Annotated in this window: 29 protein-coding genes and 1 other annotated feature; of the genes, 1 reads left to right on the forward strand and 28 read right to left on the reverse strand. The window is 54.5% G+C overall.

The window, feature by feature from the left end; all coding sequences use genetic code 11:
- Positions 1 to 15 precede the first annotated feature (15 nt).
- The 4 genes from thrB to AC27IT_RS03310 are packed head-to-tail and all read right to left on the reverse strand — an operon-like array spanning position 16 to position 3793.
- Positions 16 to 945, reverse strand: a complete 930-nt coding sequence (gene thrB, locus AC27IT_RS03295; RefSeq protein WP_487091585.1) for a homoserine kinase — start codon at positions 943 to 945, stop codon at positions 16 to 18.
- Positions 942 to 2024 carry a threonine synthase gene (thrC, locus tag AC27IT_RS03300; RefSeq protein WP_005832399.1) on the reverse strand — a complete coding sequence of 361 codons (1083 nt, stop codon included), beginning with the start codon at positions 2022 to 2024 and terminating at the stop codon, positions 942 to 944. The genes thrB and thrC overlap by 4 nt, the downstream gene beginning before the upstream one ends.
- Entirely contained in the window at positions 2024 to 3325 is a 1302-nt protein-coding gene (locus AC27IT_RS03305) for a homoserine dehydrogenase (RefSeq protein WP_005832398.1), read from the reverse strand. Before AC27IT_RS03305 ends, thrC begins: the two co-directional genes overlap by 1 nt.
- A gap of 24 nt (positions 3326 to 3349) precedes the next feature.
- Complete coding sequence (locus AC27IT_RS03310; protein ID WP_005832396.1) at positions 3350 to 3793, reverse strand: ACT domain-containing protein; 444 nt, start codon at positions 3791 to 3793, stop codon at positions 3350 to 3352.
- Between the two features lie 185 nt (positions 3794 to 3978).
- Between AC27IT_RS03310 and AC27IT_RS03315 the strand changes: the two genes are divergently transcribed.
- On the forward strand, positions 3979 to 4131 hold the full coding sequence (locus AC27IT_RS03315; protein WP_007782400.1) for a hypothetical protein: 153 nt from the start codon (positions 3979 to 3981) through the stop codon (positions 4129 to 4131).
- A gap of 90 nt (positions 4132 to 4221) precedes the next feature.
- Here the strand turns inward: AC27IT_RS03315 and AC27IT_RS03320 are convergent, their stop codons facing one another.
- The 24 genes from AC27IT_RS03320 to AC27IT_RS03435 form a co-directional block, all read right to left on the reverse strand.
- Positions 4222 to 5400, reverse strand: a complete 1179-nt coding sequence (locus tag AC27IT_RS03320) for an NAD(P)/FAD-dependent oxidoreductase (protein ID WP_005832394.1) — start codon at positions 5398 to 5400, stop codon at positions 4222 to 4224.
- Positions 5401 to 5439: 39 nt separating this feature from the next.
- Positions 5440 to 5889: a DUF1641 domain-containing protein gene (locus tag AC27IT_RS03325; RefSeq protein ID WP_005832392.1), complete on the reverse strand. Its 450-nt coding sequence runs from the start codon at positions 5887 to 5889 to the stop codon at positions 5440 to 5442.
- Between the two features lie 292 nt (positions 5890 to 6181).
- Complete coding sequence (locus tag AC27IT_RS03330) at positions 6182 to 6847, reverse strand: PilZ domain-containing protein (RefSeq protein ID WP_005832390.1); 666 nt, start codon at positions 6845 to 6847, stop codon at positions 6182 to 6184.
- Positions 6848 to 6856: 9 nt separating this feature from the next.
- A complete protein-coding gene (obgE, locus tag AC27IT_RS03335) occupies positions 6857 to 8134 on the reverse strand; it encodes a GTPase ObgE (protein WP_487091586.1) in 1278 nt (425 codons plus the stop codon).
- A gap of 13 nt (positions 8135 to 8147) precedes the next feature.
- Positions 8148 to 8732, reverse strand: coding sequence for a Spo0B C-terminal domain-containing protein (locus AC27IT_RS03340; protein WP_005832384.1), 585 nt, complete (start codon positions 8730 to 8732; stop codon positions 8148 to 8150).
- Between the two features lie 180 nt (positions 8733 to 8912).
- Positions 8913 to 9206 (reverse strand): 50S ribosomal protein L27, encoded by a 294-nt coding sequence (gene rpmA, locus AC27IT_RS03345; protein ID WP_005832382.1) that lies wholly within the window; start codon positions 9204 to 9206, stop codon positions 8913 to 8915.
- A 7-nt stretch (positions 9207 to 9213) separates the two neighbouring features.
- Positions 9214 to 9564, reverse strand: a complete 351-nt coding sequence (locus tag AC27IT_RS03350) for a ribosomal-processing cysteine protease Prp (protein ID WP_005832380.1) — start codon at positions 9562 to 9564, stop codon at positions 9214 to 9216.
- Between the two features lie 15 nt (positions 9565 to 9579).
- The gene (rplU, locus tag AC27IT_RS03355; RefSeq protein ID WP_005832378.1) at positions 9580 to 9891 is read right to left on the reverse strand and encodes a 50S ribosomal protein L21; all 312 of its coding nucleotides are present in this window, start codon (positions 9889 to 9891) and stop codon (positions 9580 to 9582) included.
- A gap of 10 nt (positions 9892 to 9901) precedes the next feature.
- Positions 9902 to 9980, reverse strand: a sequence feature (ribosomal protein L21 leader region).
- 52 nt (positions 9981 to 10032) lie between these two features.
- On the reverse strand, positions 10033 to 11526 hold the full coding sequence (locus AC27IT_RS03360) for an Rne/Rng family ribonuclease (RefSeq protein WP_487091587.1): 1494 nt from the start codon (positions 11524 to 11526) through the stop codon (positions 10033 to 10035).
- Positions 11527 to 11777: 251 nt separating this feature from the next.
- The gene (locus AC27IT_RS03365; protein WP_005832374.1) at positions 11778 to 12614 is read right to left on the reverse strand and encodes a M50 family metallopeptidase; all 837 of its coding nucleotides are present in this window, start codon (positions 12612 to 12614) and stop codon (positions 11778 to 11780) included.
- Positions 12607 to 13386, reverse strand: coding sequence for a M23 family metallopeptidase (locus AC27IT_RS03370; protein WP_005832372.1), 780 nt, complete (start codon positions 13384 to 13386; stop codon positions 12607 to 12609). The genes AC27IT_RS03365 and AC27IT_RS03370 overlap by 8 nt, the downstream gene beginning before the upstream one ends.
- A gap of 166 nt (positions 13387 to 13552) precedes the next feature.
- Positions 13553 to 13753 carry a cold-shock protein gene (locus tag AC27IT_RS03375; RefSeq protein ID WP_005832370.1) on the reverse strand — a complete coding sequence of 67 codons (201 nt, stop codon included), beginning with the start codon at positions 13751 to 13753 and terminating at the stop codon, positions 13553 to 13555.
- A gap of 232 nt (positions 13754 to 13985) precedes the next feature.
- Positions 13986 to 15116: a rod shape-determining protein RodA gene (gene rodA, locus AC27IT_RS03380; RefSeq protein ID WP_005832368.1), complete on the reverse strand. Its 1131-nt coding sequence runs from the start codon at positions 15114 to 15116 to the stop codon at positions 13986 to 13988.
- 57 nt (positions 15117 to 15173) lie between these two features.
- The gene (gene minD, locus AC27IT_RS03385) at positions 15174 to 15968 is read right to left on the reverse strand and encodes a septum site-determining protein MinD (protein ID WP_007782416.1); all 795 of its coding nucleotides are present in this window, start codon (positions 15966 to 15968) and stop codon (positions 15174 to 15176) included.
- A gap of 20 nt (positions 15969 to 15988) precedes the next feature.
- The gene (minC, locus tag AC27IT_RS03390; protein ID WP_005832362.1) at positions 15989 to 16666 is read right to left on the reverse strand and encodes a septum site-determining protein MinC; all 678 of its coding nucleotides are present in this window, start codon (positions 16664 to 16666) and stop codon (positions 15989 to 15991) included.
- Positions 16667 to 16775: 109 nt separating this feature from the next.
- On the reverse strand, positions 16776 to 19220 hold the full coding sequence (locus tag AC27IT_RS03395; protein ID WP_007782419.1) for a peptidoglycan D,D-transpeptidase FtsI family protein: 2445 nt from the start codon (positions 19218 to 19220) through the stop codon (positions 16776 to 16778).
- A 42-nt stretch (positions 19221 to 19262) separates the two neighbouring features.
- The gene (gene mreD, locus AC27IT_RS03400) at positions 19263 to 19787 is read right to left on the reverse strand and encodes a rod shape-determining protein MreD (RefSeq protein ID WP_283859009.1); all 525 of its coding nucleotides are present in this window, start codon (positions 19785 to 19787) and stop codon (positions 19263 to 19265) included.
- Positions 19788 to 20780 (reverse strand): rod shape-determining protein MreC, encoded by a 993-nt coding sequence (mreC, locus tag AC27IT_RS03405; protein ID WP_221843244.1) that lies wholly within the window; start codon positions 20778 to 20780, stop codon positions 19788 to 19790.
- A gap of 14 nt (positions 20781 to 20794) precedes the next feature.
- Positions 20795 to 21838 carry a rod shape-determining protein gene (locus AC27IT_RS03410; RefSeq protein ID WP_005832354.1) on the reverse strand — a complete coding sequence of 348 codons (1044 nt, stop codon included), beginning with the start codon at positions 21836 to 21838 and terminating at the stop codon, positions 20795 to 20797.
- Positions 21839 to 21885: 47 nt separating this feature from the next.
- The gene (gene radC, locus AC27IT_RS03415) at positions 21886 to 22584 is read right to left on the reverse strand and encodes a RadC family protein (protein ID WP_025847035.1); all 699 of its coding nucleotides are present in this window, start codon (positions 22582 to 22584) and stop codon (positions 21886 to 21888) included.
- A gap of 99 nt (positions 22585 to 22683) precedes the next feature.
- Positions 22684 to 23274 (reverse strand): Maf family protein, encoded by a 591-nt coding sequence (locus AC27IT_RS03420; RefSeq protein WP_487091588.1) that lies wholly within the window; start codon positions 23272 to 23274, stop codon positions 22684 to 22686.
- Positions 23275 to 23282: 8 nt separating this feature from the next.
- Positions 23283 to 23522: a DUF4321 domain-containing protein gene (locus AC27IT_RS03425; RefSeq protein ID WP_487091589.1), complete on the reverse strand. Its 240-nt coding sequence runs from the start codon at positions 23520 to 23522 to the stop codon at positions 23283 to 23285.
- Positions 23523 to 23693: 171 nt separating this feature from the next.
- Positions 23694 to 24986: a hypothetical protein gene (locus AC27IT_RS03430; protein WP_005832346.1), complete on the reverse strand. Its 1293-nt coding sequence runs from the start codon at positions 24984 to 24986 to the stop codon at positions 23694 to 23696.
- 118 nt (positions 24987 to 25104) lie between these two features.
- Positions 25105 to 26097, reverse strand: a complete 993-nt coding sequence (locus AC27IT_RS03435; protein WP_487091590.1) for a beta-ketoacyl-ACP synthase 3 — start codon at positions 26095 to 26097, stop codon at positions 25105 to 25107.
- Positions 26098 to 26173: the final 76 nt, after the last annotated feature.

The raw sequence follows: 26173 nt of genomic DNA on the forward strand, positions 1-26173 counted from the left end.
CTATCCAACTATGCTCTATCTCTGATGGATTTCTACTTGTACGCCATTTTCGTCCGGCTGCAAAATCATGACACGGTAAGTAATGCCGTGCCCTTTCATCACGCTGTCCACGAATGCGCGCAGTCGTCCCTCCTCTTCTGCGGTAGAAAAGAAGCAAAGAATCGTCGGACCCGCGCCGCTCAAGGCAGCGCCTACGGCACCGTGCTCAGTCGCTTTGTCCAGGATTTCGTTCAAGCCAGGTACAAGTTTAGCGCGATACGGCTGGTGCAGCCGATCTGACATAGCCCGTCCCATCAGGTCGAGTCTGCCTTGTGCCAATGCGGCAACGAGCAAACTGCTATGTCCCACATTATATACAACATCTTCCTTGCTGTACACCTGCGGCAAAACGTTGCGCGCCTTTTGCGTCTCCAGCATGAAATCCGGGATGACGACGAGCGTTTGCAACCCGGCGGGAGGGGCGAAGCGAACATACGGGACGGGCTCCCCCGCTTTTTCCGGCATGGTCGCCACGATGATGCCGCCAAACATCGAGGCTCCCACATTGTCGGGGTGTCCCTCCATCGCTGTTGCCCGTGCGAACAGCTCTTCGCGGGTAAATGGCTCCCCGGCAAGCTGATTCGCCGCCACCAGCGCGCCGACAATCGCCGCGGCACTGCTGCCCAGCCCGCGCGTCAAGGGAGCGTCGCTCGAAGCCCGTATCGCCAGCTCCGGAACTGCCAGCCCGGCTTCTGCAAACAAGCCCGCGGCTACTTGATACAACAGATTGCTTTTGTCTGCCGGCGTCCCTTCCAGCTCTTTTCCAACCAGCTCGACGGTTGTCCGCTCGCTTACTTCCATTTCCACTACCGAATACAGTTGAAAAGCCATTCCCAAAGCATCGAAGCCCGGCCCCAGATTGGCTGTGCTTGCGGGAATCGCTACTTTTACGCGCTGCTCGCTCATGACACGACTTCGCTTTCGCTCTGGCGAACCAGTTGCATGACGGCTTCATGTGTCGCAGGCACCGAGCGCGGCTCCTCGCCTACGAGCTTCAGGGCGATGTTCGGGTCTTTCAGGCCATTTCCGGTCAAAACGCAAGCAACCTTGACGCCCTGTGGAAGCTTTCCGGCCTGATGCAGCTTGATGATGCCCGCCAGCGATGCGGCAGATGCCGGTTCGCAGAAGACGCCTTCGTTTTTCGCCAAAAGCTGGTACGCCTGCATGATCTCTTCGTCCGTCACGCTGTCGACGAGTCCGTTCGATTCGGCGATCGCGTTCAGAGCGCCATCCTTGCTCGCAGGGTTGCCGATGCGGATTGCTGTTGCGATCGTCTCCGGATTGGGTACAGGCTGTCCGAGCACGAGAGGCGCCGCTCCCGCTGCCTGGAAGCCGTACATGTGCGGCAAGCGGCTGGATTTGCCCGCTTTCTTGTACTCTTTGAAGCCTTTCCAGTAGGCGGTGATGTTTCCGGCGTTGCCCACGGGAATCGCCAAAATGTCCGGTGCGTCAGCCAAGGCGTCGCACACTTCGAACGCTCCTGTCTTTTGCCCTTCGATCCGGTACGGGTTGACGGAATTGACGAGCGTAATCGGCTCTTTCGCCGTAATTTCGCGCACGATGTTCAGCGCCTCGTCGAAGTTGCCGTCGATGGCGATCACTTCCGCGCCATACGCGATCGCTTGCGCCAGCTTGCCGAGGGCGATGTTGCCGCTCGGAATCAACACGATGCAGCGCAAGCCGGAGCGCGCGGCGTAAGCAGCGGCAGCAGCCGACGTGTTGCCGGTGGAAGCGCACATGATCGTTTTGCTGCCTTCCTCTACTGCCTTGGCGACAGCCATCACCATGCCCCTGTCCTTGAACGAGCCTGTCGGGTTCAGCCCCTCGTACTTCACGTACAGCTCGACGCCGAGCTGTTTGGACAGGTTTGGCGCGTGAATCAACGGTGTATTTCCTTCGTGCAGGCTGATGAGCGGTGTCTTGTCCGTAACCGGAAGAAACTCCCGATAGCGTGCGATGATGCCAGATTGTCGATCCGAACTCATTATTTGTCTCCCCCTTCTACCCGGTAGCAGCTTTCAATCTTGGACACGATGTCCATTTGTTCCATGTAGGCAATGACTCCGTCCATGTCGCTTTTCGAGGACAGGTGCGTCACCATGATGATTTCCGCCTCGCCGCCATTGTTGTACGGCTGCTGGATGACTTGCTCCAGGGAAATGTTTTTGTCAGCCAAAAGCTGGGTGATCTGCGCCAAAACGCCGCGCTTGTCTGTCACTACGATCCGCAGGAAGTATTTGGACAGCTTTTCGCTGTCGTCCTTGAGAATTTTTTCTTTGTACGGAGCGACCATTCCGCGTCCGTTTACCCCGAGCTTTCTGTTTTTCACAACGGTAACGAGGTCGGACACGACTGCGGTCGCAGTCGGAAGCTCGCCCGCGCCCGGCCCATAGAACATCGTCTCGCCAACCGCTTCGCCGTGAACGTACACTGCGTTGAACACGCCGTTGACGGAAGCCAGCGGATGCGATTTTGGCACCATTGTCGGCTGCACGCTCACCTCGATCGCTTCCCCATCGCGTCTCGCCAGGCCCAGCAGCTTGATCTCATAGCCCAGTTGCTTGCCGTAGGCGATGTCCTCTTTGCTCACTTTGCTGATTCCTTTGACGTCCACGTCTTCGAGCTTCATCGGTACGCGGAAGCCGAGCGTCGCCAGAATCGCCATTTTGCGGGCCGCGTCGAAGCCTTCCACGTCAGAGGTAGGATTCGCCTCCGCATATCCCAACGCTTGCGCCTCCTTCAAAACGTCGCTGTAGTCTGCCCCCTCCTGGCTCATTTTGGTCAAAATGTAGTTGGTCGTCCCGTTGACGATGCCCATCATTTTGGTGATGCGGTCAGAGGAGAAGCCTTCCACCAGCGCGCGCAAGATCGGAATGCCGCCTGCCACGCTCGCTTCGTAAAACACGTCGCAGCCTTTTTCCTGCGCCTTGTTCAAAATTTCAGCGCCGTGCAGCGCCATCAAGTCTTTGTTGGCTGTCACCACATGCTTGCCGCGCTCCAGTGCTGCGAGAATGTACTCCTTCGCCGGATGGATGCCACCGATGACCTCGACGATCACCTCAATGTCCGGATCATCCAGAAGCTCAGCAGGTTCTGTCGTCAGCAGATTATCCATGGAACTGATATTGCGGGATTTCTCGGCGTCCTGCACGAGAATTTTCGTAATCTCAATCCCCAGTCCCGTCTGCTTTTGCAAGTCGTCCTGATGCGCCTGGATGATGCGGACAACCCCTGTCCCTACTGTGCCAAACCCCATTAACCCCAGCTTGATGCTTTGCTTCTCCATTGTTTCTCTCCTCCTACCCTTCTTTTACCCTCTGCCGACGATCATCGCTTTGCGAACGCCGGGGATTTCTTGCAAGCTTTCCAGAAATTCCGTGCTGGATACGCGCAGGTTGGCCATATCGACAGACATGGAAATGTTGGCAATCCCTTGCAGCGGAATCGTCTGGTTGATCGTCAGCACGTTCCCGCCTTGTTCTGCTACGTACGTGAGCACCTTGGACAAATAACCGGACATGTGCTCCAGCGAAAACGTGATCGTCATGATCTTTTCGCTCATCATGGCATTGAAGGGAAAGATACCGTCCTTGTATTTGTAAAAAGCACTTCGGCTCAGTCCCACCCGCTCCACTGCCTCATTCACGGTGTCCACTTCGCCGGATTCCAGCATCTTTTTCGCTTCGATCGTCTTCACGATAGATTCTGGTAAGATGTCAGATCGTATCAAGTAGAACTTCTCTTCCCGTTTCACCGTCGTGTCCTCCTGAGAAAAACAGTTGTTTCTTCATAGAGGACATTATAACGGATACCGTCCGCTGTGACAATCCTTGAACGCCAATTTTTTTCACCCAACCTGATTCGGTTCACTCGGGTTACATGAGCTTGGCGCGCTTCGCGCAAACTAAAAGCGGTTGAGGAAGAGGAGGTGAAAGACAGATGGCAGGACGCGGAAAGTCGGACAAATCAGAGCGCCGCAACAATCACCCGGCCGGGAAGCCGAGCAGCCTGGATCAGTTTGGCGCTGATCTGCGCGGCAAAAAAATGGCGCAATCCCCGAACATCGTCGAAGATCCGAGCGGCAACAAATAAGTCCGCCAGAGTGATCTGCACCTTTGCTCGCTGAAATAGGAAAAACCCGGGATGCCAGATCCCGGGTTTTGTGCGTGTTACTCGTATGAATTAGTAGGCCAGCGAGGACAGGCCGTTGATATGAGTCAGGTAGCGCACGTTGCTCGCTTCCTTCATCAAGGTAGCTGGCAAGCCTTTCAGCTTCAGTTGGCTTGCGCCGATGGTGCCGATGGCGTCTTTGCGGCCCAGGCTGCCCAGCGTACCGGAGAATACCGGCTTGAACGTGTCCATTTTGGAGCCGTTGAAGTGCGCGAACAGGTTGTAGCCCACCACTTCGCCCATTTGCCATGCCAGTTGCGCAGTCGGCGGGTATGGACGGCCTTCTGGTCCCATCACGACCGCGCTGTCGCCTGCGAGGAATACTTCTGGGTGAGAAGTGGATTGCAAGTATTCGGTAACGGTTGCACGGCCGCGATTTACTTCAATGCCGCACTCCGCCACTACGCGATTGCCTTGCACGCCGCCTGTCCAAACCATTGTTTTGGTTTCGATGGTGTTGCCGTCTTTTAAGCATACCGTCGTTTCTTTCATTTCAGTTACCGGAACGCCCGTCAGGAACTGAACGCCGCGTTTTTCCAGGCTTGTTTTCGCACGCTCTACCAGGTCAGGGGCAAAGCCTGCGAGGATGGATGGTCCTGCTTCTACACAGTAGATGGACAGGTCTGCAAAATCTACGCCGTATTTGCGGCACAGGTTCGGCAGCATGTCGGCGAACTCGCCAACCAGCTCGATCCCGGTCAGGCCGCCACCGCCAACCACGAAGGTGGCATCTGCCTTGTTTTTGCTCTTGCTGTACTCTGCTACGCGCTCTTCGAGGTGCGCGCGCAGACGGTTTGCTTCCTCTACCGATTTCAGCGTGAAGCTGTACTCTTGCAGGCCAGGAATGCCGAAGAATGCCGTCTCGCTGCCCAGCGCGATTACCAGTGCATCGTATTTGATAGACTCGCCGCTCGCCAGCGTCACACGCTGCGATTCGAGGCCGATTTTTTCCACAGTATCAATCACGAGGTTGATATCTTTGCCGCGCAGCAGTCTTTCCAGTGGCAGCGCCACGTTTTGCTCAGACAGGTTTCCTACTGCCAAGCGGTGCAGCTCCGTGATGATTTGGTGCGTAGGGAAACGGTTCACAACCGTGATCGTCGCTTCTTCAGCCGTCATGTGTTTACGTGCAGTCAAAGCGGACAGCAATCCGCCGTAGCCGCCGCCCAAAATGAGAATATGCTTCGCCATGCCCAATCCTCCGTCCTTGTCTCTCGTAGGTTATCGTAATTAGCGTTTTTGCTGCTGGCGCTCTGCCAAAACTTCCAGGAATGCCTGGGCGAAACGCAATGTTTTTTGTACTTGCGGGTCTTTCAGCATTTTGAGCATGCCAAACAAACCGATAGTGGATTCCTCCGCGTGCGCGCGGTCGTTTGCTTCGATCGCCGCTTGTGCGATGCCTTTTGCCTTGTCAGAGATCGGCTTGACGAACTCTTCCACGCCGCCCTTGATGTCTTCGATGAGCACTTGGTCGTTGGCTACGGTTTGTACCAGGTCGTACGTTTTGGTGAGGATGGTTGTCATCTCGGCCAGCTTCGGCAAGTTTGCCACCAACACATTCAGGGATTCTTGAATTTCTGGCTTCATCAACTGATCGAGTACATCCATTTGCTGCTCAGGTGCCAGGGTAGCGGTGCTTGCTACTTCCGCCTGAGCTTGTTGCGTGGTTGTTTGAGACATAGAAAAACGTCCTCCTTTGCTTTGGAATAGAGGCCTTCTTTCTCGATGCCTGTTCATACGAGTAACGGCCGCCATTCTCCCAAAATACCGAAAAGCCTATGTGCTTGTAATATTTTTCACAAACTGAAGCAACACAACAGCGTAGAATAATCAAAAGTGCAAGATTTCACAAAGTGATATTCAGGAAAGCGTACAAAACAAATCCACCAGGTGAACAGGCTCGATTCAGAACTCTATGTACTCTACTATATACCTTCTTCGCGGGAACAGCAAAGGAAAAAAAACCGCTTCCTCAGGAAGAAGCGGCAGACGTGAGTTTTTTATAGTAATCTTTGATGAGTTGGTGATGCTTTTCATTGATATCCGTAAAAATCAACTCGATCACGGTTTGCTTGTCGTCGAAAGTTTTCTCCACGATTTTTGCCATCATGACGATTTCCTGGCCAGTCGACGGAACTGTGAACGAGAGGTGGAGAAACTCTCCCTTTGCCACGTAGCCTTCTGTGCCGAGAATAAGCCGTGTGGGGGAAAGCTTCAGCAGCACAGCCTCTCCTTTTTCCTCGATCGGCCTTGCCCCCATCACCTTGTACGGGACGCGGATGTCGATTCCCGGGGAGATGGGCTCCTGCTTGCGGCCTGCCACAATCTCGACGCCGACGCTGACCGGAACCATCGCCAACAGCTTGATTGGCCAGACCGTTTCTTCTGAAATGACTTCCAGATCAATCGTGTTAATAGCCGCATCCGATTCCCACCGAACACGTACCGTTGATCCGAGCAGTTCGGTCCTTGCTTCGGCCTTCATCTCAAGAGAGACAACGAGATAACTGCTTTTGACATGCTCTACCATTACTTGAATGGGCGCTTTGACCTGTCTTGAGATCATCATCGGCAAAGAAGCACCGCGTTGGAGGCGTTTGTCCGCCATGAAAGGGGTAAGGGATGGGATATCAATCATTTTTGTTTGTCACTCCACAAAGTCAAACTCTAATTTGCCAATCCGAACGGTATCCCCGTCTTTTGCGCCGTGCTTGCGCAATGCCTCGTCCACGCCCATGCTGCGCATCTGTCTTGCGAAGCGCTGAGCGGCGTCATAGCTGTTGAGGTTCGTCATGCGCACCAGCTTCTCGATTTTCTCGCCGCTGACCACGAACACATCGTTGTCGCGGGTAATCTCGAATGGCTCCGGCTCTTTTTCCGCCCGGAACACCACGCGCTCTTCCACTTCTACAACTTCCTCGACCGTCGGCTTGTCCGGAATCGTCGAGAGCATGTCGCCTATCGCGTACATCAATTCCTGGACGCCTTGTCTGGTCGCTGCCGAAATCTCAAACACGTTGACATCCGGCACTTTTTCCTTGAAGCGTCGCAAGTTTTCCGCCGCTTCCGGCACGTCCATCTTGTTGGCCGCGATAATTTGCGGACGCTCCTCAAGCTTCAGGTTGTAGAGCTTCAGCTCGCGGTTAATCTGCAAGTAATCTTCGTAAGGATCGCGTCCATCCACCCCTGCCATGTCGATGACGTGAACAATCAGGCGGGTGCGCTCCACGTGGCGCAGGAATTGGTGGCCAAGCCCCACACCTTCGTGCGCGCCTTCAATCAGCCCCGGCAAGTCCGCCATGACAAAGCTCTGCTCGCCCAAATCCACGACACCCAGATTCGGCGTCAACGTCGTAAAATGGTACGCTGCGATCTTTGGCTTCGCCGCAGTCACACTGGAGAGCAGTGTCGATTTTCCGACGCTCGGATAGCCAACCAGACCGACATCCGCAATCAGCTTCAGCTCCATGACGATGTAGCGCTCCTGGCCCGGTTCTCCGTTCTCCGAAATATGTGGGGCGGGATTGGACGAATTGGCAAAACGGATATTCCCCCGTCCGCCACGTCCGCCTTTGGCGATCAAAGCGCGCTGGCCGTGCTCCACCAGATCGGCAATGACTTCTTTTGTGTCGTCATCAATGACGGTCGTGCCCGGTGGTACGCGGACGATCATATCCTCCGCTCCGGCTCCGTGCTGCGACTTGTTGCGTCCGTGCTCTCCGCGCGGCGCCTTGAAATGTCTTTGGTAGCGGAAGTCTACGAGCGTGCGCAGTCCTTCATCGACTTCAAACACGACATCGCCGCCTTTACCGCCATCGCCGCCTGCCGGTCCGCCAAGCGGCACGTACTTCTCCCGGCGAAAAGAAACGGCTCCGTTCCCACCGTCTCCGCCTTTTACATAAACTTTTACCTGATCGACAAACATGGTGTCACCTCTTTCATTGCGCGAATGGAATCAGCAAGTCCAACACCCATTCGCCTTCCGTCTGTATCCACTCGGTGACCTCCACCGTACTTTGCTCGCTATTCCGTATCAGCTTTTCCAATTTTTCCATTCCGGATGCATTCAGCTCTCCGGCCAGGTCAAAACGAAAATGAACGCCTCGTTGATCCGCCTGCAAGCTTACGTGCATACTGGCTGGCTCGTAGCCATTTTGGTCTACATGATCGTTCACTGTGCATAATATCTCCGACACCAACTGAAACAAGTGCTGCTCGTCCAATGCTATTCGCGTGAGATCCACATCATTGCACACGTCTACTTCCAAAAGCATTTCCTTGTTCAGCGCATTGAATGTCAAGAAGAAGACGGACAACAGGGAGTTGTTCAAACGCGCGACCATTGATTCCTGCATCGCCATCTGCGCGATGCGCTTCAAGTGCGCCTCTCCCTGCTCAGTACGGTTCATATGCAAATAGCCGAGCAGAACCTGAACGTGGTTCAACCAGTCATGCCGCTGCCGATTCAGTACGGCCAGCAACTGGTCTGTCTGATGCGTAAGCAGTCTCCGCTCGTCCCCCATCACATTCACCCAAGTCGATAAGAATTTCTTTCCTAACTATTGTACCATAAAAGAAGCCGGGACAATGAGAAAACTTGGCTGCGCCCAACTATTTTGGCGCAAACTGTTCCGCTTTGTTCCGTTTGCCCGAAAAGCAAAAGAAAACCCAGCAACGATGCTGGGTTTTCCTGGAACAAATATTTACGCTTCGGAAGCAACTGGTTCGATCACAACTTGCTTGCGATCGCGGCCCAGACGCTTGAAACGAACAACGCCATCTGCAGTTGCAAACAGAGTGTCGTCTCCGCCTTTCATTACGTTCGCACCTGGGTAAATCTTCGTTCCGCGTTGGCGAACGAGGATGTTTCCGGCAGTAACGAATTGACCGTCACCGCGTTTCACGCCCAGACGTTTGGAAATGGAATCACGTCCGTTTTTAGTGGAACCTACCCCTTTTTTCGATGCGAAAAACTGAAGGTCCAAATTAAACAGCATGTTCATATCAGACACCTCCCTGCCATTTATGGTCATTCACTTTTACGTATTTCCCGTACTGCGCCGCAACTGATAACAGGGCGATCACCATGCTCTCAGCCAAAAGCTGCTGCTTTTCTAGTATGTCCGCCGCTTCCGAGGAAGCGAGCGTCCACTTCAGAAAGCCGCCGCCTTCTTGGGCGACTGAAACTTGCGGTGTCAGTCCCGTCAGCGGCTGCACGCTGTTTAATATACCAAAGCTGATGCCTGATACGGCGGAACAAACGATGTCCGCCCCATAAGCACCCGCATTGGCATGTCCGGAAATACTAATTTCATGGATACCGTGCTGCGCACGGCTCACGATCACTTCGATCATATCAGGTCACCAAAATTAAGCGTTGATCTTTTCGATCACAACTTTGGTGAACGGTTGACGGTGACCTTGTTTGCGACGGTAGTTTTTCTTGGCTTTGTATTTGTACACGATGATTTTTGCAGCTTTACCGTGTTTTTCTACTTTACCAGTTACCGTTGCACCAGCTACTGTAGGAGCTCCTGCAGTAACTTTGCCGTCTTTGCTTACGAAGAGAACTTTGTCAAAAGTAACAACTTCTCCTTCATTGCCAGCCAATTTCTCGATGAAGAGAACGGAACCCTCTTCAACTTTGTATTGCTTTCCACCGGTTTCGATAATTGCGTACACTGTGTGCACCTCCTATACTCAGACTCGCCTCTACAGGTGCGCCGACTGGCGGCGACTTATGTACCCGATTCGTGCGGTTACAGTATGCACAAGACATAGCTGCATGACAAACATTAGGTTATCATAGCAGCAAGCGCCCAGTCAAGTCATTTTGCGATTGTTTTCGGACAAACGCTCTGCCTCCGCCGCATTTCCCGCGTAGGTAATCCGGTAGCCGTCCGGGGCAAGCCGCGGTTGCTCGCGCTTATAGATGTGCAGAGGCCAGTTGGTGGCAGCGGCTGTTCCCCCGTCCCCGGCGTCCACGAGCGGGAAAAGTCTGGTGGAAAGCTCCACGACCGCCGCCTCCGCCTGCTGCGAACGGGCCAGTCCGGCGAGCTCGTCTTGCAGACGCCGGAGGCACTCGTCAGCACGCAAAACTCGCCCGCGTCCCTCGCACGCCGCACAAGGCTCGGTCAGCCGCTCCACCAGGCTCGCTCTCACCCGTTTTCGCGTCAGCTCGACCAGTCCAAGCGCCGTCATTCCAAGCACAGTCGCTGGAACTGCATCCCGGGCCAGCTCTTTTTTCAGCGTCGCCAGCACCCTTTCTTTGTTGGCAGGCTCCTTCATGTCAATAAAGTCAATGATGACGATGCCCCCGATGTCGCGCAACCGAAGCTGTCTGGCGATTTCCTTTGCCGCCTCCAGGTTGGTTGCGGTGACAGCCTGCTCTCGCTGCTGGCCGCCTCCTCCGGTAAACGAGCCGGTGTTCACGTCGATGACGGTCATCGCCTCCGTCCTGTCAAACACGAGAAAGCCGCCGTTGCCAAGCGGTACCTCGCGCTGGAGAGCCCGCTCCAGCTTGGCCTGCACGCCCAGTTCGTCAAACAGCGGCGCTTTGCCCGTATGTTTTCGCAGCAGGCTTTGCGCATCCGCTGCAAAGGCGGCAAGCGCTGCCTTTACCTGCTGAAACGTAGCGCCATCCTCCACCACCACTTCATCGAGCCCTTCCGCCAGCGCCTCTCGCAGCGCCGCTTCGACCGCGTCCAGATCGCTGCCGATTCGCCCGGGCGACTTGCGCGCAGCAGCCTGCCGGCACACGCCCTCCCACCGCTTGCGCAAATAGGCGAGCTCGCTCGTCAACTGCTCGCTGTCCACTTCAGCCGCCTCCGTCCGCACGATGACTCCTTCTTTGCTTCCGAGCAGCGGCGCGATCATCTGCTCCAGCCGCTGCCGTTCCTCTGGCGCGCTAATTTTTCGCGAAAGAGACAATCCTTCCTCTACGGGCAAATACACGAGGTAGCGCCCTTGCAGGCTGATTTTCAGCGAAATTTTCGGAGCCTTGAGCTCTGAGCCTTCCTTGATGACCTGGCAGATGACATACTGACCCGCTTGCACACGCTCGGAAATGCTCGGCTTGCCCTTTTCGCCAGACGCGGCTGGAAGCGTGTCATCGACATACAAGTAAGCGTTTTGCCCGCACCCAATGTCAACAAAAGCGGATTGGATTCCTGGCTTTACGTCCGCGATCCGTCCGTAGTAAACATCCCCTGCGCTGACGTGCTCGCCTGTCTCCTGCGTCCGCCATTCGCTCAGTTGCCCATCCGTAAGAAATGCGATCCGCACGCCGCCCCTGCCGCTTATTGCCAATTGTCTCACTGCACTCACACTCCGTATTCCCGTCCTTTTCCGGCAGCCCAGCAGGATTGCCGGACTCACAGGAAGTAATCTAACATAGGCATTCGGAAAAAGAAAGGCGCGATTTCCCCCGTCCCGCTCGACGCTTCAGCCAAAGAGCAGTACGGCTACGCCAAAAGAAAAAGCTTCCCCGCCCCGAATGGCACGAAGGAAGCTTGCGCGATTGCCTGCTGCTGGAATGGCGTCCGCCAGCATCCGTTGAGCGTTAACCGTTACAGGAGCTTGCCCACCGCAGCATCGTGCTTTTGTTCGAATAACAGGGCGTGCAGCAGTTGCTCTTCTGCCAAAAGTCCCGCCCCCTGCACGTAGAACAGGTGGGAGCGGCCCCGGCGCAGCTTATGCGACACCGCCAGCACCGTCTCCTCCGGGCGGACGCGGATGGCCTGCACGGCCGCTTCTTCCTGCCTGCGCCCGTACTTTTCCACCAGAAAGCGAAAAAATTGATACGGAAAGCGCAAAAACGACTGAATGTTCATCGCGAGCAAGTACAGGCCGATGATGAGCAGGTTGAGCTTCAGATCGAGGCCGGACACCCCGACGAGAATGCCCGCGAGCAAGGTGCTGCCCGCCAGCGAAACGAGTGCTGCCTGGCGGTAGGACATGAACCAGCAAAGCATCGCCAGCACGATCCGCCCGCCGTCCAGCGGCCAGATCGGCAACAGATTGAACAACGCGATCGTAGCGTTGCTGACGAGAAAAAACCGGGACCATTCTTCCGTCCAGACGCCTGTGTACCAAAACAGGTACGAGGCTGCCATCATCACCATGTTCATAAACGGCCCGGCAAGCGCCACAGCAATCTCATCCAGCGGGTCTGTGGCGTAGCTGTTTTCCACCGTCGCCACCCCGCCAAAAGGGAGCAACTGGACCTCCTGCACTCGCCAGCCCAGCTCGCGAGCCATCGCCACGTGTCCCAGCTCGTGAATGAGGACGATCACAAACAGCGTAATCACTTCCAAAAAGTGGCCTGTAAGCACAGACACACCGATTACTGCCCAAAAGAGCAGGTGAATGCGAAAACGTATGTCCAGCCATCCGCCATTATTCAAACGGGATCACTTCCAGCGGATCGACAAACTGCTCATCTGTTTTCGCTGCGAAGTACAAATGGCGCTCTGTTCCGTTCACCACCCGTGCCGTTCCAATCACCTGTCCGGGCGACAACACCTCGTCTTTTGCCACGCCGACACTGTCCAGATTGCCGAGCCATACTTCCCGTCCTTTGGTCAGCCGGACAATGACAGTCGTCCCGAAGCCAGGCTGCTCCCCGACGTAGGAAACCCATCCCGCCTCCCCGATTTTCACCTGCTCGCCGACTCCCGTATCCAGCACAACCTTCGTATCTGGCGCTTCATAAGCTTTCACGACTTTCCAGCTCGCAGGCAGCTTCCAGACAGCCACATCCTTGGCTGTACTTGTCGCCGGAACCGCGCTTGGCCCCGGAACCTGAGGCAGCAGCGTTGGAATCGGGCCGAACCGGGCTTCGTACCAATCTGCCACGCCCGCGAAGTTAAAATCCCGCGTCATGACCTCGCGCGCGGAATCTTTCCAGTTGGCCGGGATCAGCGACGTTTGGAACAACAAGTACGCCATCCCCAGCAAAAGGACGGATGCAAAAATTTGCAGCCCCCATTTTTCATGAGAAGGCGGCGGCGTCCCTTCGTCGTTTTCCTTCAAGGAAAACCCGAACGGATCAGTCTCTACTTCGATTGGGTCCTTCCAGTCGTCCACGTAAGGAGAGAAACTGTCTCGTGATTGTGTACGGATTCGCTCCAGCCGCTCCCGCCGTCTTTCTTTTACACGATTTGCTCCACCGAACATGTCCATCCCTCCGCAGGCCAAGCCTTTGTTCCAGTTTATGACTTGTCTGCCGGCTTTATGCCGCCCGCTCCCAGGACTTCCTCCGCTTGCCCTCTTGCCAAAACCGCTCCCATACGCAAAAAAGACAGTCTCCCCATTGAGAGACTGCCTTTGAATCTGTCGAAGTTTACAGTTTGGTTACGCTAGCAGCTTGTGGTCCACGGCTACCTTGAACGATTTCGAACTCAACTTTTTGACCTTCGTCCAGAGATTTGAAACCTTCAGACTGGATCGCGCTGTAGTGTACGAATACATCGTCTCCGCCTTCCACTTGGATGAACCCGTACCCTTTTTCCGCGTTAAACCATTTTACGATACCTTGTTGCATGAAACAAAACCTCCCTGAACATTTCGCCCCATGAGGCGAAAAAGTGTAGCGTTAACCCCTTTTTTACAGATAAGCCTTTTGCGTCAAGGAAAAAAGCCGTACCAATGCGATTGACAATGGTGACGTCTCTCACAACGGTACGACTCCATAACCAATCATCCAAACCACTATAACTTGTAAAAATGGTTAACTTAGGATGATTTTATCACACGATTTCCGATTTGTCACGCATTTAGTCAAATCGTAATTTGTCTTTGCGCATGCCGATATTGAGGACGACGCCGATGATTAAAAAGTTGGTAATCAGCGAGCTGCCCCCGTAGCTGATGAACGGCAACGGAATCCCCGTAATCGGCATCAACTGGATCGTCATGCCGATGTTCTCAAAAATTTGGAAGGTGAGCATCCCGACCACGCCGGCTACGACGTAGGAGCCAAACGGATCTTTGGCTTCCATCGCGATGCGGATCATGCGGTAAATCAAGGCGAAGAACAGGATCATCAACAGACCGGCCCCGACAAAGCCGAGCTTTTCCGCAATTACCGTGAAAATAAAATCGCTTTCCCCGACAGGCACCCAGCCAAAGCTCGCCTGTGTAGGTGTGTCGATGCCTTTTCCGAAAAGCTGGCCCGAGCCAATCGAAATCAATGCCTGCTTCAACTGGAAGCCTCGCCCCATCGGTTCCAGATCAGGGTCCATCCAGAAGACGACGCGATCCCACTGGTACGGCTTGATGATCTTGAAAAAAATCTCCTGCTTGTACTCGTACAATAGCGTCATCGCGGCAAAAAAGCTGCCGATAATGCCCACCAAGTACAAGACGTGCTTCATGCGGATTCCGCCGACGATCAGCAGAGTGGCGAGCATCCCCGTAAAGACCATCGCCGTCCCCAGGTCAGGCTGAACCAAAATAAGCAGCAGCGGGACGCCTACGAGCGCCGCTACCGGAATCAGCTTGTAAAAATAGTAGAAGCGGTCGGGGTCCTCCGCCCTTTTCGCCATGAAGCGGGCGACCGTCAAAATCGTAAACAGCTTCATCGGCTCCGAGGGCTGAAACAGGACTGGCCCGAGATCGTACCAGCTCGTCGTATTGTTGATCGGCTTTGTCTGGAAGACCCCGATCAGCAAAATCAGACCGAGTACATACAGGACGTAGGCGAGGTTGTGAAACAGCCGATAGTCAAACAGCAGCGTGACGCCGAGCACGATAAACCCGATCACATACCACATCACCTGCTGATGGGCCTTGTCCACCCCGGCAGCCGACCCGGAGATCCCCAGATAGCTGAACACACCCAGTCCTGCCAAAATCAAAATAATCGTCCAGTCAATTGATTTTAAGTGACGTTTTTCCAGGTCCATGTTTTCCTCCTAGAAAACGTGACTCCCCTCTGTAAAAGAAGGGGAGCCATGCATAGCCTATTTTAGCCCAAAAAATTTACGCATTTTATGGAACACGCCTGCCTTTTCCTCCAGCGGCTGCAGCGGAACCGCTTCACCGAGCAAGCGGCGCGCGACATTGCGATAGGCGAGCGCTGCCCGCGATTCATGATTCATGACAGCAGGCTCGCCCTGGTTGGCAGACTTGATAACGTAATCATCATCAGGCACGACACCGATCAAGTCAATGGCAAGCAAATCCAAAATATCTTCCACATCGAGCATGTCGCCATTTTTCACCATATGAGAGCGCACGCGGTTGATGACGAGCTTGGGCATCCCGACTTTTTCCCGCTCCAAAAGGCCGATGATGCGATCGGCATCGCGCACGGCCGCCTTTTCTGGCGTCGTCACGACGATAGCCTGATCCGCTCCTGCTACGGCATTGCGGAACCCTTGCTCGATCCCGGCCGGGCAGTCGATAATGACGTAATCAAACTCGCGCTTCAACTGCGTGACGATTTCCTCCATTTGTTCAGGAGAGACTGCCGATTTGTCTTTTGTTTGCGCCGCTGGCAAAAGCGACAAGTTTTCGAATCGCTTGTCCTTAATCAGCGCTTGCGGCAGGCGGCAAGCACCCTCGGCCACGTCGACCAGATCGTAAATGATCCGGTTCTCAAGTCCCATGACGACATCGAGATTGCGCAAGCCGATATCAGTATCTACCATGCACACCTTTTGGCCCAGCAATGCAAGCGCAGTTCCCAAATTGGCGGATGTGGTCGTCTTGCCCACGCCGCCTTTTCCTGAAGTTACGACTATTCCAATACCCACGTCCGTTCCTCCTCTTCCCTTCAACCCTCACGCTTTTTCGCGCCAAGATCCGGGCGTATTCGCGACAGGTAGTTCATTTTTGCTACGAGCATGGTCTCATTTTCCAGATAGGCAAATTCTGTGCCTCCGGAATTATTCGTCCATTCCTCCCCTGGCTTGCTGATTACCTCGGCAATCCGTAGCTGGGTCGGGCTCATTACAGCAGCAGCAATAATGACTTGCGTATCACCGGAAATACCTGCATGGGCGTACCCGCGCAGATGTCCCATCACGTATATGCTTCCTGTACTGCGAACAGTTCCCCCTGGATTGACATCACCCAATAAGAGCAAATCTCCGTCAAACTCCAACACTTGACCGGAGCGTACGGTGTTTACCTGTATAGAAAAATGGGTTTTTAAGCGTTCAGCAAAAGCTTCCTCCCGCGTGATTACATCTGCTTCGATCGTGTGAATCACGAGGTTTCCCTTTTGCCGGATAATTTGTGTCAACTGCTCCTGTTGTTCAGGCGAGCAGTAACGTTTTCCTAATTTGATAGATACCCGTATGAGTGGCCCTGACAATATCTGTTGGTGACTGTGCTCTATTTTTTCACGCACATCTTCCAGCAGCTCGTCGAAGGAACAGGCATCATCCATAAAGAAGACGAGACCCTCTTTAGTCCCTTTGATTGTGACCTTGCTTTTCACAGTCGTCACCCGGTTTCACCTCGACCGTTACCATTCGCCATACAGAAAGATTTCTCCTGCTCTGCATGAAAAAATTGCCGAAACGGGTCAGATGCTGCCACGAGAGGGGCTCGCTCCCTTATTTATGAGAGGAGGGCGGATTGGGAATCGGGACTCCGTTTGTGAGAACTCCCGGATTCAATTCGTTGTAAGCTTCCAGCAGGCGACGCGCAATCGGGCCCGTCGCATCGGAACTGGAGGTTCCGTCCCGCAAGCTGTTTGGCGCGATCACGACGAACACCACTTGCGGATTTTCGTAAGGGGCAAAGCCTACAACCAGGGCGTTTTCCGCGCTTCTGCCTGTCTGCGCTGTACCGGATTTCGCGGCAACGGTAAACGGCAAGCCGTTGAAACGCTGCACAGTACCGCCTGGCTGCGTAACCATGCGCATCCCTTCTTTGACGACCTGGATGTACTTCGGATCAATGTTGACCCGGTTCAACACTTGCGGCTCGATTTGCGCAAGCGTCTGGCCCTTCTGCTTCGGATCGGTTGTACCTTTGCGTATTTCCTTGACAAGATGCGGACGAATCCGGTATCCGCCATTGGCAATCGCAGAGACGTACTGGCCGATCTGCATCGGGGTAAACAGGTCGTACTGGCCGATCATCGCGTCAGCCAAGTTCCCGTAGTACAAGTTCGGGTTTTCCCATCCGGTCTTCTCGCCTGGCAGGTCCACCCCTGTTTTGACGCCAAGCCCGAACTGGGCATTGTAGTAATCCAGCACGGAAAATTGTTGTTCCCAGCCTTCTTTGCCTTTTCTCGCCAAGCGGATCGCCATTTCGTACATATACGTGTTGTTCGAAACTTGCAGCGCACGGCGCGCGTTGACGATCCCGTGTCCGCCAGGCTTCCAGTTGCGCTTGTAGGACGTACCGACATTCAGGCCGCCGCGGTCATTAATCGTTTCGTTTGGCGTTGTCAGCCCTTCTTGCAGGGCAATCATGACAGACAACGGCTTGTAGGTGGAGGCCGGCGGGTACGGCGTGTAAATGAACCGGTTAGACTCGTTCGGCAAAATGAGCGAGGTGTAGTTTTGGTTGAACGCCTTGCGATCGTAGTACAGGTTCAAATCGTAATCCGGGTAGCTGGCCATCGCCAAAATCTCGCCCGTATTCGGATTCATGACCAAGACGTGCGCATCCTTGAACTCTTTTGGCGTCGTAGGCCGTTTTTTAAACGCTTCTACTTCTTCCTTCAAAATCGCTTCCACTTTGCTCTGATAGCGCCAGTCCATCGCCAGCACGAGGTCGTTGCCTGGCTCCGGTTCCCTGCCCGGGCGCATTTCTTTTTTGATCGTCTCGGAATTTTTGTTCACGTAGACGTCCATGATCCCGTCTTTGCCGCGCAAGTATCTTTCGTAGGAGCTTTCCAGTCCGGTGACGCCAACGCGGTCAATCGCATTGTAGCCTTGTGCCTGGTACTCTTTCAGGCTCTCAGGGCGAATGGCGTTGATATAGCCGAGAAAATGAGTCCCGAAGGCAGAGCCGTCAGGGTCTTTGAAAATTTGCCGGACAGGCTCAAGCACGACGCTAATCCCGGGAAGCTCCGTGCGCCGCTCCTCGATTTGGAACATTTCTTCGTCGCTGATGTTCACCTTCACCCGGCGCGGAATGTAGCTCGGCATCTGCGGAGAGCGCATTTCCTGCAACAGCGAAAGCTTGTGCCACTGGAATTGCCGTTGCTCCGCGGTGAGCGGCAGATTGACATCCAGCTCGAACAAGGAAGCGTAGCGCAACAAATCCATGTCCGATTTGTCCGATAACTCGTTCGGAGCCGGAAGCTTGCGAATTTGTGCCTTCACTTCTTTTATCAAGGCGTCGCGGTCTTCCTTGTCCAGCGTGAGCACGAGCTTCATGTTTGCGCTGATCGCCATTTTGAGCAGTTCCAGATCGGAGGTGTTGTCTTCCGTCAGAACGGTCCCTGCTCCTTTTGCGTTGGCATTGAGCTTTTTGATAACGTCTTTGCGCTGGTTGTCATCAAAAGGCGAGCGCACGCGCAAGCCGACATACAATGCCGTTTTGACCAGCTCGAAGTCTGACATGCTGTCGACAGCTTCCTGCTTGGGAACGGCTTGCAGCTTGGCTGCCACCCTGTTTTTCAGCGCGTTCGTTTCCTCGTTGTTGAAAGCGATCGGCAATGTGGAGCGCAGCTCGATCGTCTTTTTGAGCAGCTCTTTGTCTGTGCCGATTTTTTCCCCGTCAGGCAGCAAAATTTTCGCCAGACGATCCGCCACTTTTTCTTCGTCGATGTCCTGCCCTTGCTCTTCTACGTATTGAACCGTGTAAACAGGTTTGTTGGAGACGAGCACTTCGCCATTTTTGTCCAAAATCCGGCCGCGCGGCGCAGGGATCGGCAACTCGCGGATACTGAACTTTTCCAGCTCGTGCCGATACTGCTCCCCTTCCACCAGTTGGACGAAGGCGAGCCGCAAAATGATGGCGGCAAAGAACAGAAAGACGATCAGAAACAATATGTTAAGCCGCACGGGTATGTGCGATTTCGGTTCTTTGGTCTCTTCCATGAGCGATCCTCTCCTTTCCGGGTAACATCCCCTGTCTCCTTGTTACTCCACGTGCATTTCCTTTTTGGCGAGCACCTTGTTGCAGCCGTTTTTGATCGGTATGTACACAATCAGGCCGAAGACGAGGTTCAGCAATACTGTGGGCAAAATTTGACGGGTGAGAATCCATTGCACATCATAGGGAGCGACCGAGAACAGACGGTACAAGGAGTACAAGAGCCATTCGTGCCCGAACAGGATCAAGAAGCTCGTCACAAAGACCATGCCGATCCCGCGCTGGAACAACAGCACGATCAAACCGGCAAAATAGCTGGCTACCATCATGGACATGGTGTAAATGCCGATCACCTGCCCGAACAGGACATCCTGCAAAAAGCCGAACGCAAGCCCGTAGTACAGCCCTTCCCGCCTCCCGAGATACATGGAAATGAAGATACAGCATACGAGCGCGAAGCGAGGGACTGTCATCCATGACAGTCCCCATAAATCAGGTGAGAGGACCTGCATGACTGTCCCTTCCAGAACAAACAAGACCACGACACCAAGCGTCAATAAAAAACGCGCCATCTATTGACCACCTCCGCCAGTAGTTGCGGAGGAAGTCCCCGTCGAATTGGGCGTTGCCGCTTTGCCTCCCGTCGCAGGCGGCTGCACTTGTCCAGCCGCCTGCTTTGGTATCAGCTCACCGTTAGGCGAAATGGTAAAGTCGCGCTCTACCACCATCACTTCGCTCAATTGCGAAAAGTCTGCGCTCGGCTGTATGTAAGCCGTTTGCGTCAACCCGTAGTCGTCCGGCACGACCCGGACAATGTAGCCGATCGGCAGATTTCGCGGAACCACTCCACCCCGGCCGGAGGTAATGACCTGTTGCTTCGGTTCAATTTTTTTGCCCCACGGGATTTTGCGCATGACGAGCAATCGCTCCTGCGGATCGTATTCCTCGATGACGCCGCTGATTGGCTCATAGACCGGCTTGCCGTCGACCATCTGCGTGGCCTGGATATCGGCGGAAATGTGGTCGCGCCGTTCATAGCTGGTCAACAATTCAACCGTAGCTGAAAAGTTGGCAACACTCTGTACACGCCCGATCATCCCTTTTGCCGTAATGACCGCCATATCTTTTTTAATTCCGCTCTTCAGCCCCAGATCGATGGTAATGACGTTGTTCCACGTATCGGGATTGCGCGCCACGACTTCCGCAAAACGGAGGCTGTACGACGACTTGAGCCTGTTTTTCGCATCCAGCTCTTTTCTCAGCCGCTCATTCTCTGCCTTGAGGTCGTGGAGTTCTGCCGTCAGCCGGGCATACTGGTCCAGCCCTGCCTTGAGGGCCTTGTTTTCTTCGTAGACGCTGTACGCGTCTTCTATTTCCCGAAAAAAGCCAGAAACAGCTTGGGCAGGGCGATAAAACAAGCCCTGCACCACGCTGAACGTATCTTTGAAAAACATTTCTGGCCAGGTCAGGTTAACCCGTTCACGGGAAGTGTAGCCCACGACGGAGATTAGCAGGACCAAGCCTACAAGTACGATAATAAGCCGCTTATTCCCGAAAAACGACATGCCCTACCCTCCGTTTATTTACCCCGTTTTTGTCGGGAAGAGGTGATGCCTTGTTTCGATTTGAACAGGTGGATATTCTCCAAAGCCCGGCCTGTCCCGATCGCTACGCAATCCAGCGCATTTTCCGCAACATGCACGGGCATACCTGTTTCCTTGCTGAGCAGACGGTCGATATTGCGCAGCAGCGCTCCCCCGCCTGTCAACACGATCCCGCGATCCATAATGTCTGCGGCAAGCTCCGGCGGACTCTTCTCCAAGGTCACCTTCACAGCTTCAATAATGGCAGCGACTGTTTCTGCCAATGCTTCTGCGATTTCCGTGCTGCTGACCGAGAGTGTTTTTGGCAAGCCAGTCACGAGGTCGCGGCCGCGAATATCCACGTTTTCCGGTTCCTCTGGCGCGATAGCAGAACCAATCTCCAGCTTCAACGTTTCCGCTGTCCGTTCCCCGATCATCAGATTGTAGCGGCGCTTGATGTACTGGATGATCGCTTCATCCATCTCATCCCCGGCCACGCGAATGGAACGGGAGGTAACAATCCCGCCCAAAGAAATGATCGCCACTTCTGTCGTACCGCCGCCGATGTCGACGACCATGCTTCCGGTCGGCTCCCATACAGGCAGATCGGCTCCGATCGCTGCTGCAAACGGCTCCTCAATCGTGTAAGCCTCGCGCGCGCCAGCCTGCTTCGTCGCGTCTTCAACAGCGCGCTTTTCGACAGCGGTAATTCCCGATGGCACACAGACCATCACGTTCGGGCGACGGCTGAACAGACCCTGGTTTTTCTGGGCCTGATTGATGAAATAGCGCATCATCGTTGCAGTCGTGTCAAAATCCGCAATAACCCCGTCCTTCATCGGACGAACGGCGACGATGTTGCCAGGCGTGCGGCCGATCATACTCTTTGCCGCATTCCCTACCGCTTCAATGGAATTGTTGTTGGTACGAATGGCTACTACAGAAGGTTCACGCACTACAATTCCTTTTCCCTTAACGAAAACAAGTGTATTGGCAGTGCCGAGGTCAATCCCCAAGTCACGTGTAAATCCACCAAACATAAAAAAACTCCTTCCAATAATATACAAATGACAAGCAATGTTACATCCTACAAGTACCCTTGCTCTTTCAAGCTGACGTACCTGCCATCCCCGATAATCACATGATCCAACAATGAAATCCCTACCAGTTCCCCCGCTTCACGCAGCGTATGCGTGATCGCGATATCTTCCCTGCTAGGTGTCGGATCCCCACTTGGATGGTTATGTAGGCAAATTACCGATGCACTGCTACGACGGATCGCTTCTTTAAAGACTTCTCTAGGGTGCACGATGGAAGCGTCCAGACTGCCTACAAAAATAGTCTGCTTGCCAATCACGTGGTTCTTGGTATTTAGAAAAAGGCAGACAAAGTGCTCCTGTGTCAAATGAGCAAGCTCAGGCGACATCAAGTCAGCCACATCGCGGGGCAGACGGATGGAGGTGCGGCTTTGCCGCGGTACGCCGACCATTCTGCGCCCGAGTTCAAAGGCGGCATGCAGTTCCACTGCTTTTACCGGGCCGATCCCTTTCAGTTCCCTCAGCTCAGCATGAGAGGCTTGCGCCAATCCACGCAGGTCGCCAAATTTGGCTAACAAGCGCTGAGCCAACTGATAGGCTGACTCCTGCTCACTGCCTGTCCTCAGTAAAATGGCAAGAAGCTCTGTATCAGACAGATGGACCGCTCCTTCGCGAAGCAGTCGTTCACGTGGACGGTCATAGTAAGGGACGTTTTTGCCGTCTGTTTTGTTACAGGTATTTACTGCCATTTTTCGCCGCCTCCCACCTATCTCATTATCGTCAACGGCTGACTAGAAGAAGGTCGTGAGGTGGTTGGCCGTTGTCACTTGCACACAAGCACAGCTTTCCTACAAAATCGGCATCCCGAAACGCGCGAGCAGCTTGGAGGTCAAGCAAAGCGGAAGCCCGACAACCGTAAAGTAATCTCCGGTTATCCCTTCCACGATCGTCGCTCCAATCCCTTGAATCGCATAAGAACCCGCTTTGTCCATCGGCTCTTTCGTTGCAATGTACGACTTGATCTCTGCTTCGCTCAACGGGCGAATTTTCACATCGGTGTGGCTGTGCGCCACTTCTGAGCGCCCAGTCGCTGCATCAATCAGGGCCACGCCGCTATAGACGGTATGCTCTCGCCCCTGGAGCATGGACAGCATGCGAAACGCGTCCGCTTCGTCTGCCGGCTTGCCCAAAATATGTCCATCCAGAACGACAATCGTGTCTGAACCGAGCACGACGCCTTCTGTCAGGCGGGCGACTACTTCCTTAGCCTTGCGCAAGGACAGCTCCTCTACCACTTGCGCAGGAGACAAGCCAGGCGCAGTCGTCTCGTCCACATCGCTGGTCATCACCGTAAACGGAATGCCCAGCGCCTGCAGCAGTTCTCTTCGGCGGGGCGATGATGAAGCAAGAATGAGCGTATCATGTTTTTCTGTCGTCATTTTTCAACCTACTTTATCCGTCGATGTATCCAAAACGCGAGGGCAAGCCCCCCGATACTGGCTAGATTTAGTTTTACCTGAAAGTTCAGGTCGTACTTCAAAATTTCTAAATCTGCCGCAGGTGACCATGTAATCGTTTTGCTTTCGGTCAGAAAAGGCACCCAGGGACCGAGAATTTCCCCGACGATGCTCCCGCACAAAAGGCCACTCACCAGTAGAAACACGAGTGTAAGCGTTTCTTTCCCCATTCCTTTTCCCAACTCCCTTTTACGAAGGGATTCTCTTTTTGCCAACCATAAGTTTAGCAAATGGAAGGGGGTGAAACAATCCCTGTTTGCTCTTGCTAGTTACTGTATAAAAAGAAAAGGCCTCCTGCAAGAAAACTTGCGGAAGCCTTATCAGCGCTCGCTTATTTGTCTTTAGCGCGCCAACTGCACCCAGCTCGCGTAGCTCTCCAAATATCCGAGCACGCCCGCCTGTACTTGCCACGCGTACGATTCGGCGCTTTCCCCTTTTTTTCCGGCGCTTGCTTCCGCCATCTTGTCGCGGGCGGCCAGCGCCTGATTGATCCCGTTGACCATCCCTTCGAACAGCGGCTTCCACGCATCCTGCACCTGAATCAAGCGGCTTTCCTCCAAAAATTGGCGATGCCATTCCTTCAGGTCGGCCGTCTCCTGCGCCGAGGCAGAAAGCTGTCCCGATGTGATAATCAGGCCGGATTGGGCAGAGAGCGCCTGCGCCAGCTTCACGCCATTGTCAAAAAACTGCTGCACGTTCGGCCCTTCCGTGGCGGCAGCCGGTTTGCTCACCGGAACCGCTCCCTGGAAGGCCGGGAAGGCAAACTCCTTGACGTACACGTCCATCCCCTTGTTTTTCAAGCTGGCGGCAAAGCCCAGCACGGCATCTCGCGTAGGCGCGGCAGCGGCAAACATATACTGCTTGCTGCCATCCTTGTACAAAAGGTGCGGGATTCCCGCTTTCGCCAGCGGCTCTACCGCAGACTGTGGAGACGCGTCCGGCTGAAACACGCCTGCCTGGGCGACGAACATGCTGATCTGCGGCACTTGCAGCGAGACGTTTTGCTGCTCGCCAGAAGCGGTATTGCCGGCTGCAGTTCCTGCTCCTGCCTCGGACGAACCGGGGCCAGCCAGCGCCTCCTGGCCTCCTGCCTGCCCGCCTTTTGCCTCTTGTGCCGTCAACGTCTGCACGGTCTCGCTTAAAACTGATCCATACGATTGCGAAAATTCCTCCTGCGTGAAAACCGACAGCACCAAAAAGCCGAACAACAACCCGATCGCTACTGCTCCCCCTGTCGTCAGCACGGTCCGCCAGATGGGAGTTTTCGGCCAAAAAGCGAGGAAGCGCTTTGCGGGATTTTTGCCGGAGCTGCTGTAAGCTCCCAGAAGTTCCTCCTGCTCTTGCGTCTCTTCCAGTTCGGGCGAATCATCGAGGATCGGCCCCGGCTCTCTGCTCGTCTCCCGCTGCGCGGCCCCTCTCAGTTGCATCATGCGTTCCCAGGCGTCGTTTTCCTTTTTCGGCGGAAGCGTGCCGTGAAAAGGGATAGGTGGCCCCTGAATTTTTACCCGTGGCGTGTCGTCTTTGGGGGTACGCTTCACACTCGCTTCTTGCTTGATGGTCTCGCGCTTTTCGTCCCAAAATCTGCCGTTCATCTTGACTGTTACATGATTTTTCTTTTCTCCGTTCACGCTCATGCCCTCCCAGCTTGCAGGCTCTTTGTACTAGCTTACGTCTGGGCGGGACGGGTTATGACTGCGATCTAGCAAATCTAGCAAATTCTCTAGCACAGCGGCGAAGCTTTTTCGCCAAAGCTTACGGCTGCCAGGTCAAAAGCAGCCCGGCGTGAACGAGTCCCCCGCCGAAGCCGTAGAGTAAAATTTTGTCCCCCGCCTTTACCTTGCCTTGCTCGATGCCCAGCCCGAGCGCAAGCGGGATCGTAGCGGCCGATGTGTTGCCGTAGTAGGCCAAGCTGTACAACGTCTTCTCAAGTGGAAAGCCGCTGCGCTCGCAAATCGACTCGATCATGCGCAAATTGGCGCTGTGCGGGATGAACCAATCCACCTCATCGAGCGCAATGCCTGCGCGGCTTGCGACCTCCTGCATGCCTGTCGGCACCGTCGTAACCGCCCACTTGTACACTTCTCTGCCGTTTTGCACGATGTAGCCATTCCCCGCAAGCTCTCTGCCATCCATGCTCGTCGACAGCCCCGAGCGGTAGACGTGAATGCCGCCGTCTCCCTTCGAGCCTAAATAGGCAGCGTGAAAACCGGGAGCGTCCGGGTCGGCTTCCACCAGCACTGCACCCGCTCCATCGCCAAACAGGATGCAGGTCGTGCGGTCGGTGTAGTCGGTCACCTTGGAAAGCGTTTCGGCTGCCACCACCAGCACTTTGCGGTGCAGCCCGGAGGCGATCATCGCGTTCGCGGTGTGCAGCGCGTACGTAAACCCGGCACATGTGGCGGAAAGATCCATGGCGCCCGCCTGCGCGATGCCGAAATGAGCCTGGATTTGGCTGGCGACGCTCGGAAACGGAAAATCCGGCGTGCTCGTGGCCACGAGGATCAAGTCGACGTCTGTGAGGTTTTTGCCATAGACAGCGGCCATGTTCTCTACGGCCGCAATCGCCAAATCGCTTGTAAACTCATCTTTTGCTGCAATGCGCCGCTCGTGGATGCCCGTTCGCTGCAAAATCCATTCGTCGGACGTCTCCACCATCTTTTCCAGATCGGCATTGCGAAGCACACCGCTTGGCACGTAGGTGCCGATCGCCGTTATTCGGGAAGGAATAGCATTTGCGTTCATCATATCGAATCATCACCTCTGCTTGTTTGTGACTACATTATAACACTAGATATTAATACCTGGTACTAATTTATGCTTT

The sequence above is a fragment of the Brevibacillus sp. YAE8 genome (assembly GCF_057543335.1).

Bases quoted from the DNA above. Each gene is read 5' to 3' on its own strand.
- AC27IT_RS03320 (WP_005832394.1), bottom strand. From the start codon at position 5,400: ATGGCGAAGCATATTCTCATTTTGGGCGGCGGCTACGGCGGATTGCTG.
- thrC (WP_005832399.1), bottom strand. From the start codon at position 2,024: ATGAGTTCGGATCGACAATCTGGCATCATCGCACGCTATCGGGAGTTT.
- AC27IT_RS03315 (WP_007782400.1), top strand. From the start codon at position 3,979: ATGGCAGGACGCGGAAAGTCGGACAAATCAGAGCGCCGCAACAATCAC.
- AC27IT_RS03325 (WP_005832392.1), bottom strand. From the start codon at position 5,889: ATGTCTCAAACAACCACGCAACAAGCTCAGGCGGAAGTAGCAAGCACC.
- AC27IT_RS03305 (WP_005832398.1), bottom strand. From the start codon at position 3,325: ATGGAGAAGCAAAGCATCAAGCTGGGGTTAATGGGGTTTGGCACAGTA.
- AC27IT_RS03340 (WP_005832384.1), bottom strand. From the start codon at position 8,732: ATGGGGGACGAGCGGAGACTGCTTACGCATCAGACAGACCAGTTGCTG.
- AC27IT_RS03350 (WP_005832380.1), bottom strand. From the start codon at position 9,564: ATGATCGAAGTGATCGTGAGCCGTGCGCAGCACGGTATCCATGAAATT.
- rpmA (WP_005832382.1), bottom strand. From the start codon at position 9,206: ATGCTGTTTAATTTGGACCTTCAGTTTTTCGCATCGAAAAAAGGGGTA.
- mreD (WP_283859009.1), bottom strand. From the start codon at position 19,787: ATGGCGCGTTTTTTATTGACGCTTGGTGTCGTGGTCTTGTTTGTTCTG.
- AC27IT_RS03425 (WP_487091589.1), bottom strand. From the start codon at position 23,522: ATGGGGAAAGAAACGCTTACACTCGTGTTTCTACTGGTGAGTGGCCTT.
- AC27IT_RS03435 (WP_487091590.1), bottom strand. From the start codon at position 26,097: ATGATGAACGCAAATGCTATTCCTTCCCGAATAACGGCGATCGGCACC.
- AC27IT_RS03395 (WP_007782419.1), bottom strand. From the start codon at position 19,220: ATGGAAGAGACCAAAGAACCGAAATCGCACATACCCGTGCGGCTTAAC.
- rodA (WP_005832368.1), bottom strand. From the start codon at position 15,116: ATGGACCTGGAAAAACGTCACTTAAAATCAATTGACTGGACGATTATT.
- AC27IT_RS03330 (WP_005832390.1), bottom strand. From the start codon at position 6,847: ATGATTGATATCCCATCCCTTACCCCTTTCATGGCGGACAAACGCCTC.
- thrB (WP_487091585.1), bottom strand. From the start codon at position 945: ATGAGCGAGCAGCGCGTAAAAGTAGCGATTCCCGCAAGCACAGCCAAT.
- AC27IT_RS03370 (WP_005832372.1), bottom strand. From the start codon at position 13,386: ATGTTCGGTGGAGCAAATCGTGTAAAAGAAAGACGGCGGGAGCGGCTG.
- mreC (WP_221843244.1), bottom strand. From the start codon at position 20,780: ATGTCGTTTTTCGGGAATAAGCGGCTTATTATCGTACTTGTAGGCTTG.
- AC27IT_RS03430 (WP_005832346.1), bottom strand. From the start codon at position 24,986: ATGAGCGTGAACGGAGAAAAGAAAAATCATGTAACAGTCAAGATGAAC.
- obgE (WP_487091586.1), bottom strand. From the start codon at position 8,134: ATGTTTGTCGATCAGGTAAAAGTTTATGTAAAAGGCGGAGACGGTGGG.
- AC27IT_RS03420 (WP_487091588.1), bottom strand. From the start codon at position 23,274: ATGACGACAGAAAAACATGATACGCTCATTCTTGCTTCATCATCGCCC.
- AC27IT_RS03375 (WP_005832370.1), bottom strand. From the start codon at position 13,753: ATGCAACAAGGTATCGTAAAATGGTTTAACGCGGAAAAAGGGTACGGG.
- AC27IT_RS03410 (WP_005832354.1), bottom strand. From the start codon at position 21,838: ATGTTTGGTGGATTTACACGTGACTTGGGGATTGACCTCGGCACTGCC.
- radC (WP_025847035.1), bottom strand. From the start codon at position 22,584: ATGGCAGTAAATACCTGTAACAAAACAGACGGCAAAAACGTCCCTTAC.